The 17,709-nt window shown below is 36.4% G+C and carries 21 protein-coding genes; 10 read left to right on the plus strand and 11 right to left on the minus strand.

Annotated elements, in window-relative coordinates; all coding sequences use genetic code 11:
• Positions 1-2: 2 nt before the first annotated feature.
• The 4 genes from QUF78_RS18010 to QUF78_RS18025 all read left to right on the plus strand — a co-directional run bounded on the left by QUF78_RS18010 (position 3) and on the right by QUF78_RS18025 (position 1,475).
• Positions 3-209 (plus strand): hypothetical protein, encoded by a 207-nt coding sequence (locus QUF78_RS18010; protein WP_289325739.1) that lies wholly within the window; start codon positions 3-5, stop codon positions 207-209.
• A 46-nt stretch (positions 210-255) separates the two neighbouring features.
• Positions 256-420: a hypothetical protein gene (locus QUF78_RS18015; RefSeq protein WP_289325740.1), complete on the plus strand. Its 165-nt coding sequence runs from the start codon at positions 256-258 to the stop codon at positions 418-420.
• A 60-nt stretch (positions 421-480) separates the two neighbouring features.
• Positions 481-702 carry a hypothetical protein gene (locus QUF78_RS18020; protein ID WP_289325741.1) on the plus strand — a complete coding sequence of 74 codons (222 nt, stop codon included), beginning with the start codon at positions 481-483 and terminating at the stop codon, positions 700-702.
• Positions 703-1,016: 314 nt separating this feature from the next.
• Positions 1,017-1,475: a hypothetical protein gene (locus tag QUF78_RS18025; RefSeq protein ID WP_289325742.1), complete on the plus strand. Its 459-nt coding sequence runs from the start codon at positions 1,017-1,019 to the stop codon at positions 1,473-1,475.
• A 183-nt stretch (positions 1,476-1,658) separates the two neighbouring features.
• Here QUF78_RS18025 and QUF78_RS18030 read toward each other — a convergent pair whose 3' ends face one another.
• Positions 1,659-2,453 carry a hypothetical protein gene (locus tag QUF78_RS18030; protein WP_289325743.1) on the minus strand — a complete coding sequence of 265 codons (795 nt, stop codon included), beginning with the start codon at positions 2,451-2,453 and terminating at the stop codon, positions 1,659-1,661.
• Positions 2,454-2,736: 283 nt separating this feature from the next.
• Here QUF78_RS18030 and QUF78_RS18035 point away from each other — a divergent pair, with 283 nt between their 5' ends.
• The gene (locus QUF78_RS18035; protein ID WP_289325744.1) at positions 2,737-3,216 is read left to right on the plus strand and encodes a hypothetical protein; all 480 of its coding nucleotides are present in this window, start codon (positions 2,737-2,739) and stop codon (positions 3,214-3,216) included.
• Between the two features lie 238 nt (positions 3,217-3,454).
• Here the strand turns inward: QUF78_RS18035 and QUF78_RS18040 are convergent, their stop codons facing one another.
• Together QUF78_RS18040 and QUF78_RS18045 are read right to left on the minus strand one after the other, a co-directional pair.
• The gene (locus QUF78_RS18040) at positions 3,455-4,255 is read right to left on the minus strand and encodes a hypothetical protein (protein WP_289325745.1); all 801 of its coding nucleotides are present in this window, start codon (positions 4,253-4,255) and stop codon (positions 3,455-3,457) included.
• On the minus strand, positions 4,248-5,096 hold the full coding sequence (locus QUF78_RS18045; protein WP_289325746.1) for an HNH endonuclease: 849 nt from the start codon (positions 5,094-5,096) through the stop codon (positions 4,248-4,250). The genes QUF78_RS18040 and QUF78_RS18045 overlap by 8 nt, the downstream gene beginning before the upstream one ends.
• A gap of 324 nt (positions 5,097-5,420) precedes the next feature.
• Here QUF78_RS18045 and QUF78_RS18050 point away from each other — a divergent pair, with 324 nt between their 5' ends.
• Together QUF78_RS18050 and QUF78_RS18055 are read left to right on the plus strand one after the other, a co-directional pair.
• A complete protein-coding gene (locus QUF78_RS18050) occupies positions 5,421-6,026 on the plus strand; it encodes a hypothetical protein (protein ID WP_289325747.1) in 606 nt (201 codons plus the stop codon).
• Positions 6,027-6,150: 124 nt separating this feature from the next.
• Entirely contained in the window at positions 6,151-6,645 is a 495-nt protein-coding gene (locus QUF78_RS18055) for a hypothetical protein (protein ID WP_289325748.1), read from the plus strand.
• Positions 6,646-6,753: 108 nt separating this feature from the next.
• Here the strand turns inward: QUF78_RS18055 and QUF78_RS18060 are convergent, their stop codons facing one another.
• The 3 genes from QUF78_RS18060 to QUF78_RS18070 form a co-directional block, all read right to left on the minus strand.
• Complete coding sequence (locus tag QUF78_RS18060; RefSeq protein ID WP_289325749.1) at positions 6,754-8,232, minus strand: recombinase family protein; 1,479 nt, start codon at positions 8,230-8,232, stop codon at positions 6,754-6,756.
• Positions 8,233-8,292: 60 nt separating this feature from the next.
• On the minus strand, positions 8,293-8,745 hold the full coding sequence (locus QUF78_RS18065; RefSeq protein WP_289325750.1) for an ATPase, T2SS/T4P/T4SS family: 453 nt from the start codon (positions 8,743-8,745) through the stop codon (positions 8,293-8,295).
• Positions 8,746-8,842: 97 nt separating this feature from the next.
• Entirely contained in the window at positions 8,843-9,223 is a 381-nt protein-coding gene (locus tag QUF78_RS18070) for a Spx/MgsR family RNA polymerase-binding regulatory protein (protein WP_289325751.1), read from the minus strand.
• A 214-nt stretch (positions 9,224-9,437) separates the two neighbouring features.
• Between QUF78_RS18070 and QUF78_RS18075 the strand changes: the two genes are divergently transcribed.
• Both QUF78_RS18075 and QUF78_RS18080 read left to right on the plus strand, forming a co-directional pair.
• Positions 9,438-10,139: a helix-turn-helix transcriptional regulator gene (locus tag QUF78_RS18075; protein WP_289325752.1), complete on the plus strand. Its 702-nt coding sequence runs from the start codon at positions 9,438-9,440 to the stop codon at positions 10,137-10,139.
• Positions 10,140-10,224: 85 nt separating this feature from the next.
• Positions 10,225-10,467 carry a DUF2626 domain-containing protein gene (locus QUF78_RS18080; protein ID WP_289315675.1) on the plus strand — a complete coding sequence of 81 codons (243 nt, stop codon included), beginning with the start codon at positions 10,225-10,227 and terminating at the stop codon, positions 10,465-10,467.
• 55 nt (positions 10,468-10,522) lie between these two features.
• Here the strand turns inward: QUF78_RS18080 and QUF78_RS18085 are convergent, their stop codons facing one another.
• Together QUF78_RS18085 and QUF78_RS18090 are read right to left on the minus strand one after the other, a co-directional pair.
• On the minus strand, positions 10,523-11,620 hold the full coding sequence (locus QUF78_RS18085) for a class I SAM-dependent methyltransferase (protein WP_289325753.1): 1,098 nt from the start codon (positions 11,618-11,620) through the stop codon (positions 10,523-10,525).
• A 424-nt stretch (positions 11,621-12,044) separates the two neighbouring features.
• Positions 12,045-12,671, minus strand: a complete 627-nt coding sequence (locus tag QUF78_RS18090) for an MBL fold metallo-hydrolase (RefSeq protein ID WP_289325754.1) — start codon at positions 12,669-12,671, stop codon at positions 12,045-12,047.
• Between the two features lie 233 nt (positions 12,672-12,904).
• On the opposite strand from QUF78_RS18090, the gene QUF78_RS18095 reads away from it, so the two are divergent.
• Entirely contained in the window at positions 12,905-13,078 is a 174-nt protein-coding gene (locus tag QUF78_RS18095) for a DUF2759 domain-containing protein (RefSeq protein WP_289315672.1), read from the plus strand.
• Between the two features lie 41 nt (positions 13,079-13,119).
• On the opposite strand, the gene QUF78_RS18100 is transcribed toward QUF78_RS18095, so the two are convergent.
• The 3 genes from QUF78_RS18100 to QUF78_RS18110 all read right to left on the minus strand — a co-directional run bounded on the left by QUF78_RS18100 (position 13,120) and on the right by QUF78_RS18110 (position 17,643).
• Positions 13,120-14,292 carry a YqgU-like beta propeller domain-containing protein gene (locus QUF78_RS18100; protein ID WP_289325755.1) on the minus strand — a complete coding sequence of 391 codons (1,173 nt, stop codon included), beginning with the start codon at positions 14,290-14,292 and terminating at the stop codon, positions 13,120-13,122.
• Positions 14,293-14,465: 173 nt separating this feature from the next.
• Complete coding sequence (locus QUF78_RS18105) at positions 14,466-15,632, minus strand: M14 family metallopeptidase (protein WP_289325756.1); 1,167 nt, start codon at positions 15,630-15,632, stop codon at positions 14,466-14,468.
• A gap of 157 nt (positions 15,633-15,789) precedes the next feature.
• The gene (locus QUF78_RS18110; RefSeq protein ID WP_289325757.1) at positions 15,790-17,643 is read right to left on the minus strand and encodes an LTA synthase family protein; all 1,854 of its coding nucleotides are present in this window, start codon (positions 17,641-17,643) and stop codon (positions 15,790-15,792) included.
• Positions 17,644-17,709 lie beyond the last annotated feature (66 nt).

The following is a 17,709-nucleotide window of genomic DNA, read 5'->3' on the forward strand; positions in this document are numbered from 1 at the left end:
CCATGGACAAACTAAAGAATTTACAAGAAATCTATAATGCTAACAGACCGGAAAATAATGAGTTGTTCCGAGCCATTCAAGCTCACCTGCAGTTGAAGTATCCAGACAAACGAATGACCGCCACGAGAACCTTGCAAATAATTGTGGCGGACAGTGTAGCATCTGGAGTGCTGCTTAATGTTGAAAGCAAGCTTTTACACAGCTCTTGAAAGTGCGTTGTGCCACGATGGAGCTGTGTAAAAAGGAGGTGAAACAATGACTGAACGTTTATCTATCGGTATTATAATCTCCTGTGTAGCTGTAGTAATGGGCATACTGATTGACTTAGGAGAGCTGTATATTGCATTCATACTTTTTGTAATTTGTGTATTGGCTGCTCTTCCTGCTCAATGGTTTCGTGACTGGCTTTGGAAGGACTAAAAATATGCTGGTTGCACATCAATTGAATATAAAGATTTAAAAACTGGGAGGTATGTCACCATGAAAAAATACATAAATATAGTACCGGTGTTGGGCTTAATCGTGTTGCTTATGGCAATGCCCTTATTCTACGGAGCCATTTTCTTGGGTAGTTTTATCTTGGATGTTACGCCAACTGTGCATCCTCAACCAGGTCATGAAGACCATGGGCCAAATATTTGGAATGGCATGCCTAAAGCTGAATACGAAAAAATCAAGTACTTGGAAGAGCATAAATATTAAAAGTGCCCCGCCGATTATGCGGAGTACTTTTTTCGCATTTGCATGATTATTTTTGTATCAATTTAACAGTTTGATATGGTAATATTTAGCTAACCGATTTAAAGCTTTTGTTGTGAATGCCTAACACCGCAAAGGTGTAATTTTAAATCGGGGGTTGATGGCATGATAGTATTACAGATTGTAGATGTTTCGGTGAACATTCAGTGGGAGTTACTTGCCGGAATTACCATTGCATGGACATTTAGAAACAGGAAGAACCCTCAGTAATGAGGGCTTTTCTTTTGTTTGCTAATTAAAAGAAAGGTGATGAGATGATGGATATTTACATAGCTGCATTAATTGGTGCTACTGGTTCTATAATTGGCGGTTTATTTACTTTGATTGGTGTTTACCTCACTTTAAACCATCAAAATAAAAATGAGAGATACAAAAAGTTGCCTAAAAATATTATTGACAGTTGGAAAATCCATAAGCAGTTTGCTTATATAGCAGGATTAAGCTTAGCTTTAGAAAAAAAACCTGAATTAGACGATGTTAAAGAAGTTGACGAGTTTTATAAAAAAAATGAAGAATGGGTTACTGAGCTTTCAGCAACTATAAGTCCTGAAATGTATAATTTGGTCAATTCTTTCTTTACTCACGTATCTGATTATGATTCATACAAAACGAAAAATAAAAATAATGAATGGTTTGAAAAAACAGAGGATTATTCAAATCAAATACATATAATAATTGATTCGCTGGAAACGGAATACAAAGAAAAATCAAAATAAAACAGTTGAGCGCCTACTTAGGCGTTTTTTATTTGTTCACTAAACCGCACTGGTTGACGTGCTACGGGTAGATAATGAGAACTTCATGTAATCCTATGAAAACGGACATAAACACGCACTAACGGTACAACTAATAGTTCAATAATGAAAACAAAAAAGACGCCCCGCTGTGGGACGCCCGATTCATTCACGTGCAAGTTTGAATGTGTCGTTTAGCTGTTTGATATTAGCTTGACCTTTTTTATAATTCGCCCAAATATCTTCAATGTCTTCCGAATGGTTTGCTTCACTATAATATCCGACCGTTTGATTCGCCCAATCTTCAAGCTGTTTAAGTTCATCTTTTTCGGCATAACTTCTTATTTTGAGAAGGTCGGTCATTTTTTCGCTATTAATATCTACTTTAATATTATCAACAAATTCTTGATTCGCTACTTTCTTTCCATTTTTTTCGATTGGCTTTCCATTTCCATCTTCATTGTACATTGGAACACCGTCAAAGACATAATCGCCGTCATTCGTCCATTCTTCAACCATTGCCATGATTATTCCTTCACGTTGGTCGGGTGACGGTTCGGCGGGTTCTCCTTGACCTTCTTCATCCGTTTCATAAACCGCAACGAAATTGTAACCCGATTTTTCGTCGAAGCCATATCCGTTTGTATAATAGATTTCGTCGTCCGTTGGGGTTGATTCGTCCACTATTTCTTTATATTCCGCATATCCTTCGGCGGTTTTCGGAATTTGTCCTTCTTTCGGAAGTTCCCATTCTGCAAAGTGCTTCCCAATTTCATCATAAGGTGAAGGAAGTTCCGCAATCTTTTCTTCTTTCGTAAGCTCAACGTTTTTTTCTTTTTCAACAATACTCGCTTGAGCTGTCGTTGCTTCCTTTTCCACAGTTGTTTCTTTTGCGTTACAACCCGCCAAAAGCAAAGCAGAAGTAACGGCTAATGTGCCGATTAAATATGTAAATTTCATGTTGTTTCCCCCTCTGTTACATTCATCCATTTTATCACTAAAATGCTTTAAATGGTGAGCATTGCAAACTAAAAATGTTATCTCCACTCATGCCCCTAGAAATAACTGAAGAACAAAAACAAGAAAAAGAAGCTTGGCTGGAATTTGAAAAATATTGAAGGTGGCGGAATAATAGCGCTATCCTTTTTTCACTAAAAGGAATTCATACCTTTTTTGTAGAATAAATTATAATTGACATTTTTTTCTTTATAAGTTAGTTTTTGAATTATATAGGAGTGATTAAATGGATTTAATCGGTATTTTTACCAGTCTTAAAAATAATATTTATGCGATACCTCAATTCGCCTGGTTAATTTTATTATACATTTATGTTATTAATAGTTTGGCAAGTTTGTTTAAAAATGCACTGGAACCTTCAGTTATTAAAACTATACCTGAAAGTTTATTAATTTATAACGATATTATTATGAAATTTATAGATAATTGGGCTCCATCTTTTCTACCTTTAGGTTTATTACTCATGTATTCTGGAGTACTAATATCATTTATTCAAACTCTGCCTTATATAGGAAGTTTAAAAGTAGCTTTACACGCACCATCTGGGATTTACTTAGGATTATGGATGTTAATAATATATATTACTTATAAATCATATATTATTTGGGGTTCATGGTTTTTGCTTCTTCTCCCTGCTATTTATTGCATTACGGAAGTAGTAAAAAAATTAAAAAGTAAAAAACATGGACAGTTATATCGATATTAAAACCGCCTGGTCGATGCCTGAGCGGTTTTTTTGTATTATTTCCATATTTCCCACCATTTTTTATAATTCACAAAATGTAATTCATTATTTCTTTTACCAAAAAACATCAAAAATTCATGACATTTACACGATAAATTCTATTGAACAGACCATATGAACGTTCAGTGATACAAGTAAATGGTTCAAGTTCTTATTTCGTCCACCATTAAAAAATTAAAAAGACACCAAACAAATTCGTTCAGTGTCTTATTTGCTGTTTTAATCTTTTGAATTTTATTATTTTTTTTCGTTTAAAATCCCTCTTAACACCAAAAAGGGCATTTAAACATATTATACAAATATATATTACAACAAAACTAAATGCTAAATTTATTATTGAAGGTACATAATCTTTTATAAAGATACTTGTATTACCCTTTATTATATCAGGTAAAACAAAGAAGAAGAATAACAGGTATAATGCTAAAAGATACTCGAAAACATCTTTAACTATAAAGAAAATATTCATTGGAATCCCTACCAAAGGATTAATTGTTTTTCTGTTCCTCCACCACTTAAAATCATTTGAGCTTATTCTTAATGTATCCCAAAATAGATTTTCAATATCGATACTTAGCCATTTAAACTCCATAACTAAATCGGCCTCGTCAATATCCCCATTTCTTACCTTTATTGATAATGTTAAAAATTTATATATTAATTCATCGTCATATAACTTATATATATTTTCATCGTTGGAGTATTTTAGTATGAATCTTTTCATTTTCCGACTATCATACTTTTGAATCTCTGTAATATTTATTACTTCTTTATACAATTTACTTAAGTTAGTATTGAGATTTTCATCAACCATTAAATAAAATCTTTTCTTTTTTTCAGTAGCCTTACCAAACAAAAAAGCTAACAATGTAGTTATAATTGCAACAAGTAGAGGAATGAATCCCATCAATTCTTTCCATAATCCGCTCATCTCACCCTGCTCCCTCATCAAACTTAAGATTTGTTCTTTCTCCTCCAAAATATTTGCAGGTTTAAACATTCATATTTGCCAAAGCTTTTTCTTCAATTTTTTTAATGTCTTCTTTTAATTCCAGGTGATGTATTTTTCTATGACAATTCGGACATATAGCGACCACATTATCTATGCTGTCTCTACCACCTTTAGATAAATAATGAATATGATGAACTTCTAAAAATGGATTACCTTGCTTGTCTAGGAAAGGAGCTTCTTTCTCGCATAGTTGGCAAATTCCATTTGATACTCTTCGGGCAAACTCCTTAATATACACACTTCTAATATAAACTGAAGTGTGTACCATTTTCCGATTACTCAATGTTTCTTTTAATTGTTTTAACGGGATATTATTAAAATAATTAAGTTTTAATTCGGAAAACTTTTCATGCATTCTAATAAAACCACCATTATTTCCGAATTGCTTTTCCCGTCCATCCTTCCACTCTTCTTGATTTTTTTTAATCTTCCACATTGAATCATAATTATTTGCCCAGGTTTCTTTAAGGCTTATATCGTATTCTTTTGCTTCTTCGATTATTTTTTTTGCTTGTTCTTTTGAAGTACTTAATCTTATTTGCTGTTGAAAAAGCTCACTATACTTTCTCCTAGTATTTTGAAAAATTTTATTTTTTAGCTCCTCGCAGTCTTGATAATCTTCAATAAAATGAACCAAAGAAAAGGTGAGAAATTTATATGGTGGATTGAATTTATTTACTTGTAATTTATTGTAAAATTCCTTAACTTGCTCATAATTTTCTAGATAATATAACATCATCTTAAGTTCGTCTAAATCAGGCCTGCTATTTTCTTTTTTAATTAATTCTAAATACAAAAGTATTTCAGATAAATCCATTTTAATATTCAAATTTCATCCTCCTTTTCCACAATTATAACAGTTTATTTATTGAATACGTCAGCATTCAACATTTAATCCATTTCATGTTAAATCCTACAAGAATGACCATAAAAACGTCCAGTGATACGAGCTAATGAAAAAAACTTATAATATTTTTTTAACCACAAACTCAGTGATACCAAGGTATGATAGATTTACAGAATATTCACAATTATTTCACTTTAAAAATCTACCTAACAATCGATAAAAAGACAATATAATACCGTCAACAAGTAAAAGTCCCAATGCAGGACCTTATATAAAATAAAAAATTAAATTATTGGAGGAATTATCATGTTAAATCGAGTTATTTATTCTGGAAAAGTCTATTACAAAATCATTGACCTAGGATTTTTATTTGACTTATCACAATACAAATTAAAGAAAATATTAAAAGAGCAAAAAATCGAAACTACCAAACTTAAAGGTTTTGGTCGCTCGATATTTGTCCTTGAAGAAAATGTTTCTGTAATTGAAGTCAATGGTGAAATAACAATCGTTAAAACAACAATTGTAGATACACCACTTGAAAAGAAAGCAGTTAAAAAGGCTGAGAAAGCTCCTGCAAAAAAAACACAAGCTAAGAGGAGCAAGAAAAAAACCGAAAAGAAAAAGGATGTAGTAGCAAAACCAGCTAGCGACACCAACGAAAAAGTAGATTTAACAGACATAGAAAAGCTTCAAAGTGAACATGAGCTTTTGATTAAAAATTCAAAAGTTTATTATGTACGACTTCACAAAGTGCAAAAAGAATACATTGCTGATGAAATTATCGAAAGACATTTAGGACACGGTAATAAATTGTTGTACACCACCCTAGATGATATTGAAGCAATTCGTTTGATTGTTCCAGAATTAAAAACAGCAAGTGAAACAGAATTACAAGCTTTGACAAGCTGATGTTATTTTATATTCCCATACATCGGTATTAGAACTACAAAGAACACGCTAGTAATACAAGCCAACTCCGTATATTTAAAGTATACTAGCAATATTGTAATCTGAATTATACGGGGGCTGTCAGATGGAGAAAATACCGCCAATTGTAAAGACATATGTAGGAAAAGGAAAAGAGATAACACTTCATATTCCAAATGTTGGATATGCTAAAAAAAATCATTTGTTGTTAAAAAAACGTGGTATTACACACGAAATGATAAAACGTAATATGGAATTATGCGGTTTTGATGTAGTTACTTATGGTGAACATAAAGGGACTAAATCTAAAATTACTACAAAATGTTGTAAGCCTGATTGTGATGGCACAGCTGAAAAAACTTACAATAATTTTATTACAAATCAAGAAATACCTTATTGTAAATCCTGTGCTTCAATTGTCAGAGGAATAAATATAAGCAATAAACGACCAGTTGTAGCCATTAGAAATAATGAAAGATTTGAATTTGAATCAGTTGAAGAAGCAGCTAGACAATTGAATTTTACAGGACAAAGTGTGTATCATTCTTTAAGAAACTGTACCATACACTCATCTGGTTATAGGTTTGAATTTCTGGATTGATACATACGACCACTAGCTTTATGGGCTCCGTGGTTTTTTTATTTGCGTTAAACCCTATATATGAACACAAATAAAACCGTAGCTCACGACACTACGGTTGTTTAACTGTTATCCCATTTTGTATATTACTTCTAACGATGGTACTTCATCAGTTTTGCTATAGGTCCATTCGATTCGTTCAATAATAAAGTGTAAGCTCCGATTAACTTCTTCATCTGTTAAACCTTCTCCGTCAAGACACTGCCAATTCCCAAGCAAATAATCAACTTGTTTCAACACTTCTGATAAATCAGTTATTCGGTCTTTAGGAGTTTCTTCATTTAATTTCTCCAGCTCCAGATTTAATTGCTTAATTTGTTCATTTCTTTTAGCCTTTCTTTCTCGATACTGCTGAAGGTTAATTTCACTTTCTTCAAAAAGTATCTCGATGTTGTCCAATGCCTGTGTAGCTTTCCGTACTTGCGCTTCTAGTTGTTTTCTTTTGTAATCCGTATCATTGTTTATATTACTTTCTTTCACGCCTACAATCGAAGCTAGCACGTCCTGACGATATTTCGCTATTTCACCTTTTATGATTTTCAACACGGGATTATATTGAAATGTCCTGTTTTTACAAACAACACAAATTTTTATATACGTTTTCCCAGTTGGTGCCACATTACATCCTTGAAGTTTTCCGCAATTACCACAAAAAATCAGCTTAGTGGTTGGGTAAATCTTATTTTTACTTTTCGGAGCGGAAAAAGAATATGTATTAACAATCTTATTGGCTTTCTCCCAAACTTCTTCATCAATAACAGCAGGATGAGCGTTTTCAACAACTATCCATTCTTCTTTTGGACGGATTGCTTCGTGCCTGCCTATTGTTCGATTACTAATGATTGTTCCTTTATAAGCTTCATTATTTACAATTCGTACTATGGAGTTGAAAAAGAATTTGCCATTTGTCCGTGTTTTTACACCCATCTTATTTAATTGATGATAAACATCAGATACTGTTTTACCTTCAACAATTGAATTAAAAATAAACTTTATATCTTGCGCTTTATCGTTCGGCTCAAGCTTTTTCGTTTTCGGGTTTTTGTCATAGCCCAAAGGAGGAATTCCATTCATCCACTGACCTTGTTTACTAGCATACAACTTCCCCTGTTGCATACGTTTTAAAATTTGCTTGTATTCTTGAGCAGCTACCAACGACTGTATTCCCAAAAGCAAGTTATCTTCGTCCTTGGATAAATTGTAAAATTTTGAGGGTGTGACGATTGAAGTTCCTGAGGTGAATAATATTCTTTTAATATCTGAGGAATCAAATTCATTTCTTGATAAGCGGTCAATGTCCATTACCACAACTGCATCAAAATGATTTTGTGGAATCCGTTCCAACAATTCCACCATTTTATCTCTTTTTTCAATCGTCTTACTTGAAGCTATTTCTTCAAAAGTTTCGAATGACCATTTATTCAGTTTACAAAGCTCCGTTAATGTATGTTTGTGACTGGCGAGCATTTCTTCAATGCCACGATTTTCTTCATCACGAGATAACCGCAAATAAACCGCCACGTGCTTGATGTTTTCGTTAGTAATCATTGGTATAACGACACTCCCTAAAGTTTCATGTGTCAATTATACCTCGTAGTCCCTAAGTTCTCAACACGTCGGACCGGTAAATATGAGCATGCCATGGGAATGCTTCAAAAGTGCAATCAATTTTTGAACGGTGTTTGGAAATAAGGATAACTGTTCTAGAGGAAGGATATTCTGTTGGGGTATTAAGCGGATGACCAAACTTTCGAGATAGGAAGTGGGTAAGGTGGAAAGGCGGAGTCCAACCACTTGGTTAGCCAAATTGATGGTGATGGCACCACTCTGGGGTCTCCTTTTCTCCCCTATGTCCATTGCGGCAAGGAACTTCAAATGGGCTATCAGCCTTTCAGCTTCAAAGAATGATAATGTTTCCTGGGGAACGAGTTTATTATCTATCCTGAATTGGATGAGAGGCCCCTCCCTGCGAAAAAAAATGTGGATATCCGATGCTGATAACTTTATGGCACGGGTAAGTATTTTTTCTGCGGTCTTTTCAATCGATATCAATTCATTCATCACCTCCTATGTTTCTTGTTGTATGAATTCGACAATCCACGACAAATTCCTGCTTATGAATAAAAAAAATCCCCGAAAGGAAACTTCGAGAATCGACTTACATGCTCATTTTCAAATTAATCCTTTGTGATACCAAATTTCTTAATGCGTCCTCATTATGACCAATCACCAGTTTTTCCCCGTTGATAAGGATGGGCCTTCTTAATAACTTCGGTTCATTTGTTAATAATTGGATTACATCAGAAAGCATCATTTCGTCAATATTAACATGTAAGCCTTTGTAAGCTTCACTTCTGGTTGCCAAGACTTCATCAAGTCCTTCCGTTGTCAATTCAAGAATTCTTTTTAACTCTGCTACTGTTGGAGTTTCCCTGAATAAATGGCGCTCATCGAAGGAAACATGATTGGCCTTTAACCATTTTTTTGTTTTTCGGCAAGATGTACAACTTGGGTACGAAAAGAATGTTAACTGTTGCATACTTATCACTCCCCGTTCACATTTTGTATATATAATCACCCATATAATGATTGTATAACATTTGTACAATTATTGTATATTATTTTACCTTATAAAACCGTTTGAATTGTGAACTTTTTTTAAACTAAGGGGAGTTTGCCATTTCTATTATTCCATTTTTTTCTTCCTGCATTATAATGAACATAGTTAAACTATGGAACATGAGGAGGGTAAAATGGAACAAACGTTAAGAATAACAAACGTGTTAGCAGATCCCACCAGATATTATATTTATCAACATATAGTGAAAAGCCATGGAGATGTATCGGTTCAGCAAATCGCCGATTCTTTTAAAATCCATCCCAATGTGGCCCGTCTACATTTATCAAAACTGGAAGATATCGATATGTTGACCTCTGATGCCCGTAAAACTGGGAAAGGCGGTCGCCCTAGCAGACTTTATCGATTGTCTGATAAAGTCATTCAGCTTAATTTCCCATATAGGAACTATCAGCTCCTTTCAAGGATTGCAATCCAGACGATTATGACATTAGGGGAACCAGGTAAACAGGCTCTTTATGAAACGGGAAAAGTATTCGGAGAGGAATTGATCAATCAGCAACTATCCATGAACTCAACACCGATCGATCAAATCGCTTTTGCGGTAAAAGTCAACATTCTTAAAAATGCGGCTAACATTGCAGGCTTGTCGCCTGAAATACAAGCTAGCGAAGAAGAAAATAAAATCTACTTCAGTATCTACAATTGCCCGTTTAAGGAAGTTACTGAATTAGAGCCAGGTACGATCTGTTCCATGCACAATTCATTTTTAAAAGGTATGTTCGAAGCCTTGTTTGAAAATGTCCATATTGTGGAATTAGAAAATATGATGTCTAATTGCGCAACATGCTCTTATCAGGCTTCGGTTCTCACATAGAAACAAAAGGCATCCTTTACATTACCTTACAATCTCATTTATAATTATTTAGAATGTACACGACTAGACATAAGGAGGGATTCGGATGGAACGCATGTTCAGAGTATGTGGATTTTGGACAGGAATTATGGCAATATTCTTTTATCTTGGCCATATGCATCAAACGTCATTACTTTTCTTTGCACAAACCGGCTTTTTCGTACTTTTAAGTTATTTGAAATTATCTGAGCGCATGTATATTTATGTTTTCGGCGCCTATCTCACCGTTTTCTTTGTAGGATTTTCCTACTGGAGCGTATTTATGATGACTCCAGGTACTGCGCATTAGGAACAAGCAATATTACATAACCCATGAATTTTGATTCATGGGTTTTTACTTGTCCTCATTCAGGGAGGATCTTTGCATCTTCAGCTAAATTCTTCGATTGAAGCAACACTCTGAAATGTTCACTAAATCCCCCTGGAACGATTAGCCCCCGAATTGCACGATTACGCTTTGCCGTTTTGGAGAATGGATCAGTTCCTTGGTGGTCCTTCAATTCCTCAAGTATCCCGGTTTTAATCAGGAATTCATTTTGAAGAAAAAGCCCCTGATTGGAAAAACCCTTTCTTTTTCCGATTTCGATTAAAGTGTCAAAATGGATATGTGTCGTCAAATCCATATCACCAGGATACATAAGTGGATCTTTGATCATTTCATGCTGATAATAGCCCCTCAAGCTCCCTTGAAGGTGGGTTGGCTCCTTCCATTCCCGTTCGGTATAACCATAATCAATTGTAAGGAGCATGCCCGAATCGATATGGGAAATGATATTCTCATATTCCTGGACCATTTTAAGCGGAACTTCGTATCGTTGTTTTTCATTTAATGTGATGTTTCGTTCTGTAAGGTAAGATAGAATGCCAGGGTTGACCAAAGGTTCCCTCACTTCTACCAAATCGCCTTCCTTTTCAGCAACGAATACCTCTACAAGCGCTCCCTTATACTTTTCAATGACATGTACAGGCAACGCGTCGAATAGTTCATTTGAAAAGACGACTCCATTTACTTTCGTCCATTTTTCTAAACTGGCAACAGAAACTGCCTGTTTGAACATCCCTACACGTTCTTGCTGGATCTTTCTGTGATACGGACTGCCATCGACCATGATATAAGTCAGGGAGTCCCATAAAAGCGGTTCCATTTCTTTTATGAAAACGAGGATGTCATAAGCCAGCTTACCATCCCCAGCACCGACTTCGATGATTCTTGGTGAAACTCCGCACATTTTTATTAAATGGACGAACCATCTGGCAAGTGACCTCCCAAATGCATCCCCTACATTACCAGAAGTATAAAAATCCCCTCTTGAGCCAATCTTTTCTTTTTCGCGCACATAGTAGCCTATATTTGGTGTATATAAAACAGCATCCATATAGTCATGATAGGAAATTCTCCTTTGGGGGCTGCTTGCAATCAATTCCTTCAAGTGATTTTTCAACACAATGCCTCCGTCTCCATGGTCATCGGAAAATTAAACCTTCCCTTATCTTTAATAAAAATAAGTTCTATGTCATGAATAAGTTTTTTTATCGACAACATGCAAAAAACTATATTTTAAAGTTCACAAAAAGGACACAGTTCATAAAAGATGCACCTTGATAACTTTAATCGAAAAAAAGGAATGTTCTCCCTAAAACCAACATTAAAATAAGCATTTTATTTCAGAGCAGGAATCAGGAAAGTCATCCACTCCCAGGAAGACCCGTAAATTTCTTGGGCCTCCCTTTTCATCCCCTCCATTCCACGGTGAGAGACAAAACATTTTTATATTCAGTATAGTTCCGGAGATGACCGATTTCAATATTTTTACATTACAAAGAACGTAAAATAAAACAGGTGCCATATGGCACCTGCAATAGTCATTATCTTAAAAAGGGATTGGTATTCTTTTCATCTAAAATGGTCGTGACTGGCCCATGACCTGGAAAAACGATAGCATCATCAGAAAGTGTCAGCAGCTTCGTTTCAATGCTTTTTAACAGCACTGCTTCGCTTCCGCCTATTAAATCGGTTCTGCCAACGCTTCCCTGGAACAAGACATCCCCTGAAAATAGAAGACGTTCCTCCTTCACATAATACGACACGCTCCCTGGTGAGTGTCCGGGGGTTTCGAATACTTCGAAAGTGAATCCTCCTATAGTAAGTTCTTGCTCATTTGCGAGGATGTGATCGGCTGGCTTCATGCGCATTGGATTTTCAGGGAACCACTTTTGGGAACCATTCAATGCGGGATCAAGTAGCCACTTGGCCTCTTTATCGTGAATATATGCAGGTATCTCATAATAATCGCGAATAGCATCAAGAGCACCGATATGGTCAAAATGTGCATGTGTCAATAAAATAGCCAATGGCTTCAATTTTTTTGTCTGTATGTACTGTATGATTTTTTGAGGCTCTTCACCCGGATCGAAAATGACGCAATCCTGTCCATCGGAAACTACATAACAATTCGTTTGCAGCGGGCCTAGAGGTATTTGTGTCCATTTCATTTTCATCAACTCCTATATGATTTTCTATCTTCATCTTACACCAATTAAAGCTGCTAATGTTAATTCAGTTTACTCAAGTCATACAAGTGTCACCTTTTAAACCTCGACAAATAATTGAAAAAATATTAAGATATTAACAAATGCAATCTTTTCTACATATTTTTGGTAGTTGCTTTATTCTCTGGGTATATTATTAGAGATTAGGTATTCATTACAAAAAAGGGGGTTTTGATATGATATTAATGGTTGTTTTCGGACTTGTGGCCATCTTAGGAGTTGCAGCTGTGTTTACCTCATTAAAAAAGAGAAACTTCTTAGGATTCCTTTTTGCAGCCGGCAGTGCAGTCGTGTTTGGCTGGTTCACTGTCATGACTGTCATCAACAGTGGTTTTCCTGTTGCCCATTAAAGAAAAAAGCTCGCCATCCGGCGAGCTTTTGTTTTAGGTCATTATGTTTGTTTGAACAATCTTTGTATTTGATGGGTTTTCATATCAATGATTTTCTCAAATTGATATCCATATAAGCAGAGGTTGCCATCAAGCGAACAGCTTAATGGTTCATTTTCCATGTCCTTCATCAATTCTTCTTGTGTGCCTTTTTCCCAATTTAATTTAGTTAAGGTAAACCTTCCCTCATATTGGTCCGCATCTTTTGATTCATTAGGAATAAACGTTATGAATTCCTTGTTTTTTTCAATGAAATCATAGGATGGAATCACCCAATCTGAAAAGCTTTTCAATAGTGGCACGGAAAAAGAGTGGATCGGTTTGTTTGTTCGATCATAAAATGCATATGTACCCCGATCTTGTTTTTCTGTCTCCACTTGAATCGTCATCAGCGCTTGTTTCATTTTTTTAAAGTGAATGACATCGAGCATAAGGCTTTCCGCTCCAGCATCATTCAGCGCTTTTCTTTCTAAGGGAGCCGTCAAAGCAGGTTCTTGCTTATCCCAATCGAGAAACATCAATTCTTTTTCACTTGCCCATTGAGCAAAGGGCTGTGGAAAGTCCAGTGTTTCCAGTGTTTGATCACCTGGATTCAACACATAACTACTGTATGTCCAATCTTCATAAAAACTCGATAAAAACAACATGCCATCTTGATATGAATTCCACTCATAAGCTAATTCATAGGCTGGGATCGCCACGGAATACAGTGGATTTCCCGTTTTATCGAGTATTGTGATTGATGCTTTACCCGAAGAGGTGAAGGACGATAACAAAATATGCGTACCAGACGGACTGATGGAAACTTCAGAAAACGCAAAAGCCGGCTGATAGAAAACGGAAGTGTCATTCGTTTCCAAATTCCATGACATCAACTGGGATAATTCATGACCATCCCGCTTCACAGAATATAAAATGGTTTTAGAATCCAGCCATCCAAAAATGGCTTCGATTTTTTCCGTTTCTGCAGTCGGGACCTTTAATTTGCTTACTGAAGTTTCCTTGGTAGATTGAGAGTGTTCTTTTTCCGTATCATTTACGGGTTTACTAAGGTCCTTGGAAGGCTCACAAGCCGAGATAAGAAGGATAGTGGAGATAAATAATGGGATGAAACACAACATCTTACAAATGGAAAGCCGCATACAAAGTGCTGCTTTGGATACTTTAATCTCCACACACCTCCCACTTCATAACTAAAAACGCCTGGCATATGTGAGCGAGACATTAGAAAGAGAGTAAGGATTAACCAATCGAACCCTTACGACTTTCATTATAAAGTAAAAAAGAGAAAATGTGGCGAATAATTACCTTATATTTTTTTGGAAGTATATTCCCCGGATTAATGGCATCACATATACAAGCCAGCCATCAAAATCTTAACGGAATCTTCATATATACCAGGCAAATGGGATAGGGGAAGTGGATTGATGCCCTTTCCCAGCTCAATTGTGAATCCGCAACGTTTGAATTCCTGAATGAACCAATCTTTATACCCAGCATGGCTGTCAACATATTGTACCGCCCGATACCCGCTCCGTTTCTCAAACTCCCTCGCAACATTCGCAGCCTGTTCAGGTTCATGTCCTTCATATCCCCAATAAAATTCTTTTCCTTGTGTGTGAAGTGCTAGCACTCTTTCAAAATTCCGTCTTTTTGCCAGCTCCTTCATGGCCAATGCTTCTGGTTCCGATAATGCGGTCTCTCCTGGAAAATCCCTCGGGGCAGGGGCTTTTGGAATCTTTCTTTGCTTTTCAATCTCCCAATTGGCCGGATATTGATTATTCAGGTCGACACCGCGGATATTGGCTTTCCAAGCATAAAAGGCAGGATTTCCATTATTCATTTTCAAAACATCGACTTTCCCCTCTGCCGCCTCCTCCCCCTTTAGGACTAGCTCTACTCCATCCGGATTAACCATTGGAACCATCGAAATTGTCGTATCCCTATAGAAGGGCATACAATCCATACCGCATAATGTACGATCATTCGTTACTGCCAGCAGAAAATCATTCAGCCACTTCATCAAGACCGCCGAAGTGATCCATTCATTTGCATGGAATGAACCGTTATAATGTATGATTTTTTCACCTTGACCGATTCTTACCTCAAGGAGGTCTTTTCCCAATACACTCCTCCCAATCGATTCAACTTTAATGAAGGGGTAATGAAAAGATAGAATATCAAGATCGTTAAGAAGTGATTGATAATCATAGGGTTTTTCGGTGACAAGCATGGGATTCATGATTCGGACGGGTACGGAAATCGTTTTTTGTTCAACTTGATTCAATAATAATATCCCATCGATGGGCAGGTGACATAGTAAAGCGATTTCGGCAAAATCGATATCTAACCGGGACTCTTCCTGAACAATGTACCCCGGTATCTGTACTTCCATGCCATTTGGCAAAACCCCGTCAGTAATACCGGGATTTGCATCCTCAATCAAAACTCGGGGAATTTGGAACATTTGGCTGTAATATGCCAAATTATCCCCGTTTCTGCTCACGACTTTCATTCAGCCTCCGCCCCTTTCATTGTTTAATCTTTATGAAACGAAAGGCAGAAAGATGTTCAGGAAGTCTCCGTGTTTCATAATTGATTCTAGGTTCTCCTTTTATGGACCTGAATCTCCTTACAAACAAAAAAACCTGGATTGCTCCAGGTTTCTTTTTTCAACGTCGCTCATAAAATCGGAGCAAATCCCCGTATATGATTTTGTCGGAGTAATCAAGCTCCTGCTTCGCCTTTTCCAAGTACTTCTCACATGGATCCTTTTCCGTCGCCGCTCCGGTCTTTTTATCATAACAGGTATCCATCGTATAGAGATAATCCTTCGTGATGAAACTGCTATCGCGAAGTACGGTGAATTCTATTTTCTCTTCAGAAAATAGATCTTTGCCGAATTCGATATAATCATCATTTTCAATCCCCAATAAATGAAGGAGAGTCGGCCTTACATCAATCTGACCGGAAACGGTGGAAACCGTTTTACCCTTCTGCCCGGGAACATGTATGATGAGCGGGACACGCTGAAGCTGGATGGATTCGAAAGGCGTGATTTCCTTCCCAAGGAACTGGCTCATGGCAGAGTTGTGATTTTCCGAAATGCCATAATGATCGCCATATAATACAATAATGGAATCCTCATATAATCCCTCACGTTTCAAATCAACGATAAATCGTTCCAATGCTTCGTCAGTATAGCGTACGGTCGGAAAATACTGATTCAATGTTTTGGAACTCGAATCGTAAGGTTCCAATGTCCGGTCTTCTTCATTCAAAGTGAATGGGAAATGATTGGTTAACGTTATGAACTTGGCATAAAAAGGCTCCGGCATCCCCTTCAAGTGGGCAATTGATTGCCGGAAGAACGATTTATCATTCAAACCCCAATTGACGGAATTCTTTTCAGAGACTTTATATTCATCACTATCATAAAACTGCTGATACCCAAGAGAGTCGTACATTATGTCACGATTCCAAAAACTTTTATTATTGGCATGCAAGGAAGCCGTATAGTAACCTTTTTCCGTTAAGATTTCAGGGGTTGCTCTGTATTCATTTTGGGCATGAGTGAAAAATACTGCACCTCTGCCTAAAGGATAGAGGGAATTCTCAATAATGAATTCTGAATCGGATGTTTTCCCCTGGCCAGTTTGGTGATAAAAGTTATTGAAATAATAGCTATCTTTGATGAATTCGTTCAGAAAAGGAGTGATTTCTTCACCGTTCACAGTTTTATTGATGACAAAGCTTTGAGTCGATTCCAATGAAACAAGAATCACATTTTTGCCTTTTGCCAGACCATATAGATCATCATTAACCGCTTTTTGATTGGCACGGACATAATTTTCAATTTCCGACAATTCACTGCCATCCGCAAGGGCACGTTGGGCCGATGATTTCGTCTGTAATATTGCATCATAGAGGTGATAATGGTACGTACCAATATTCTTGACGAGGATTTCACGGTCAAACGTTCGCGTCAGGAGTTCAGGACGCTCAGCTTCCGCTAATGCTAAATTAAAGAAGGTCACTCCTAAAGCCATTAACACAAAGAATTTACGGTCCTGAGGATTGTATGAACGGTCATGGAATGATTTCGGTTTGTATTTCACCATAAGCATCAGGAACAGAATATCGGCAAAATACAAAAGGTCACTTGGATTGATCAATTCATGTACACTGCTTCCAAGGTCGTTCATATTGCTCGTTTGAAAAAGTACGGGAATGGTTAAAAAGTCATTAAAAAAGCGAAAAAACACAAGGTTGGCAAAGAGGACGAAGGTGATGAAAAAACTCATGATCAGTAAGTATGCCGTCCGTTTATTTTCTTTTAAAAATATATACACGCCAAGAGTAAGTAAAAGGAAACTGACCGGATTGATGAAAAGTATGAACTCCTGGATCCAATTTTCAATATCTATCTCAAAACTTGTTTTATAAGCAATGTATGTTTTAAGCCAAAGTGATATTAATACGACCCAAAACAATGAATGTCCCTGTTTTTTGAAGACCCTTTTCAATCCTGGTCCCTCCTCATCGAAGAAGCGATGGAGCTATGATCCAGAGCGCTTCAATCTTGGGTCATA

It is taken from the genome of Peribacillus sp. ACCC06369, assembly GCF_030348945.1.
Taxonomy (GTDB): Bacteria; Bacillota; Bacilli; order Bacillales; family DSM-1321; genus Peribacillus.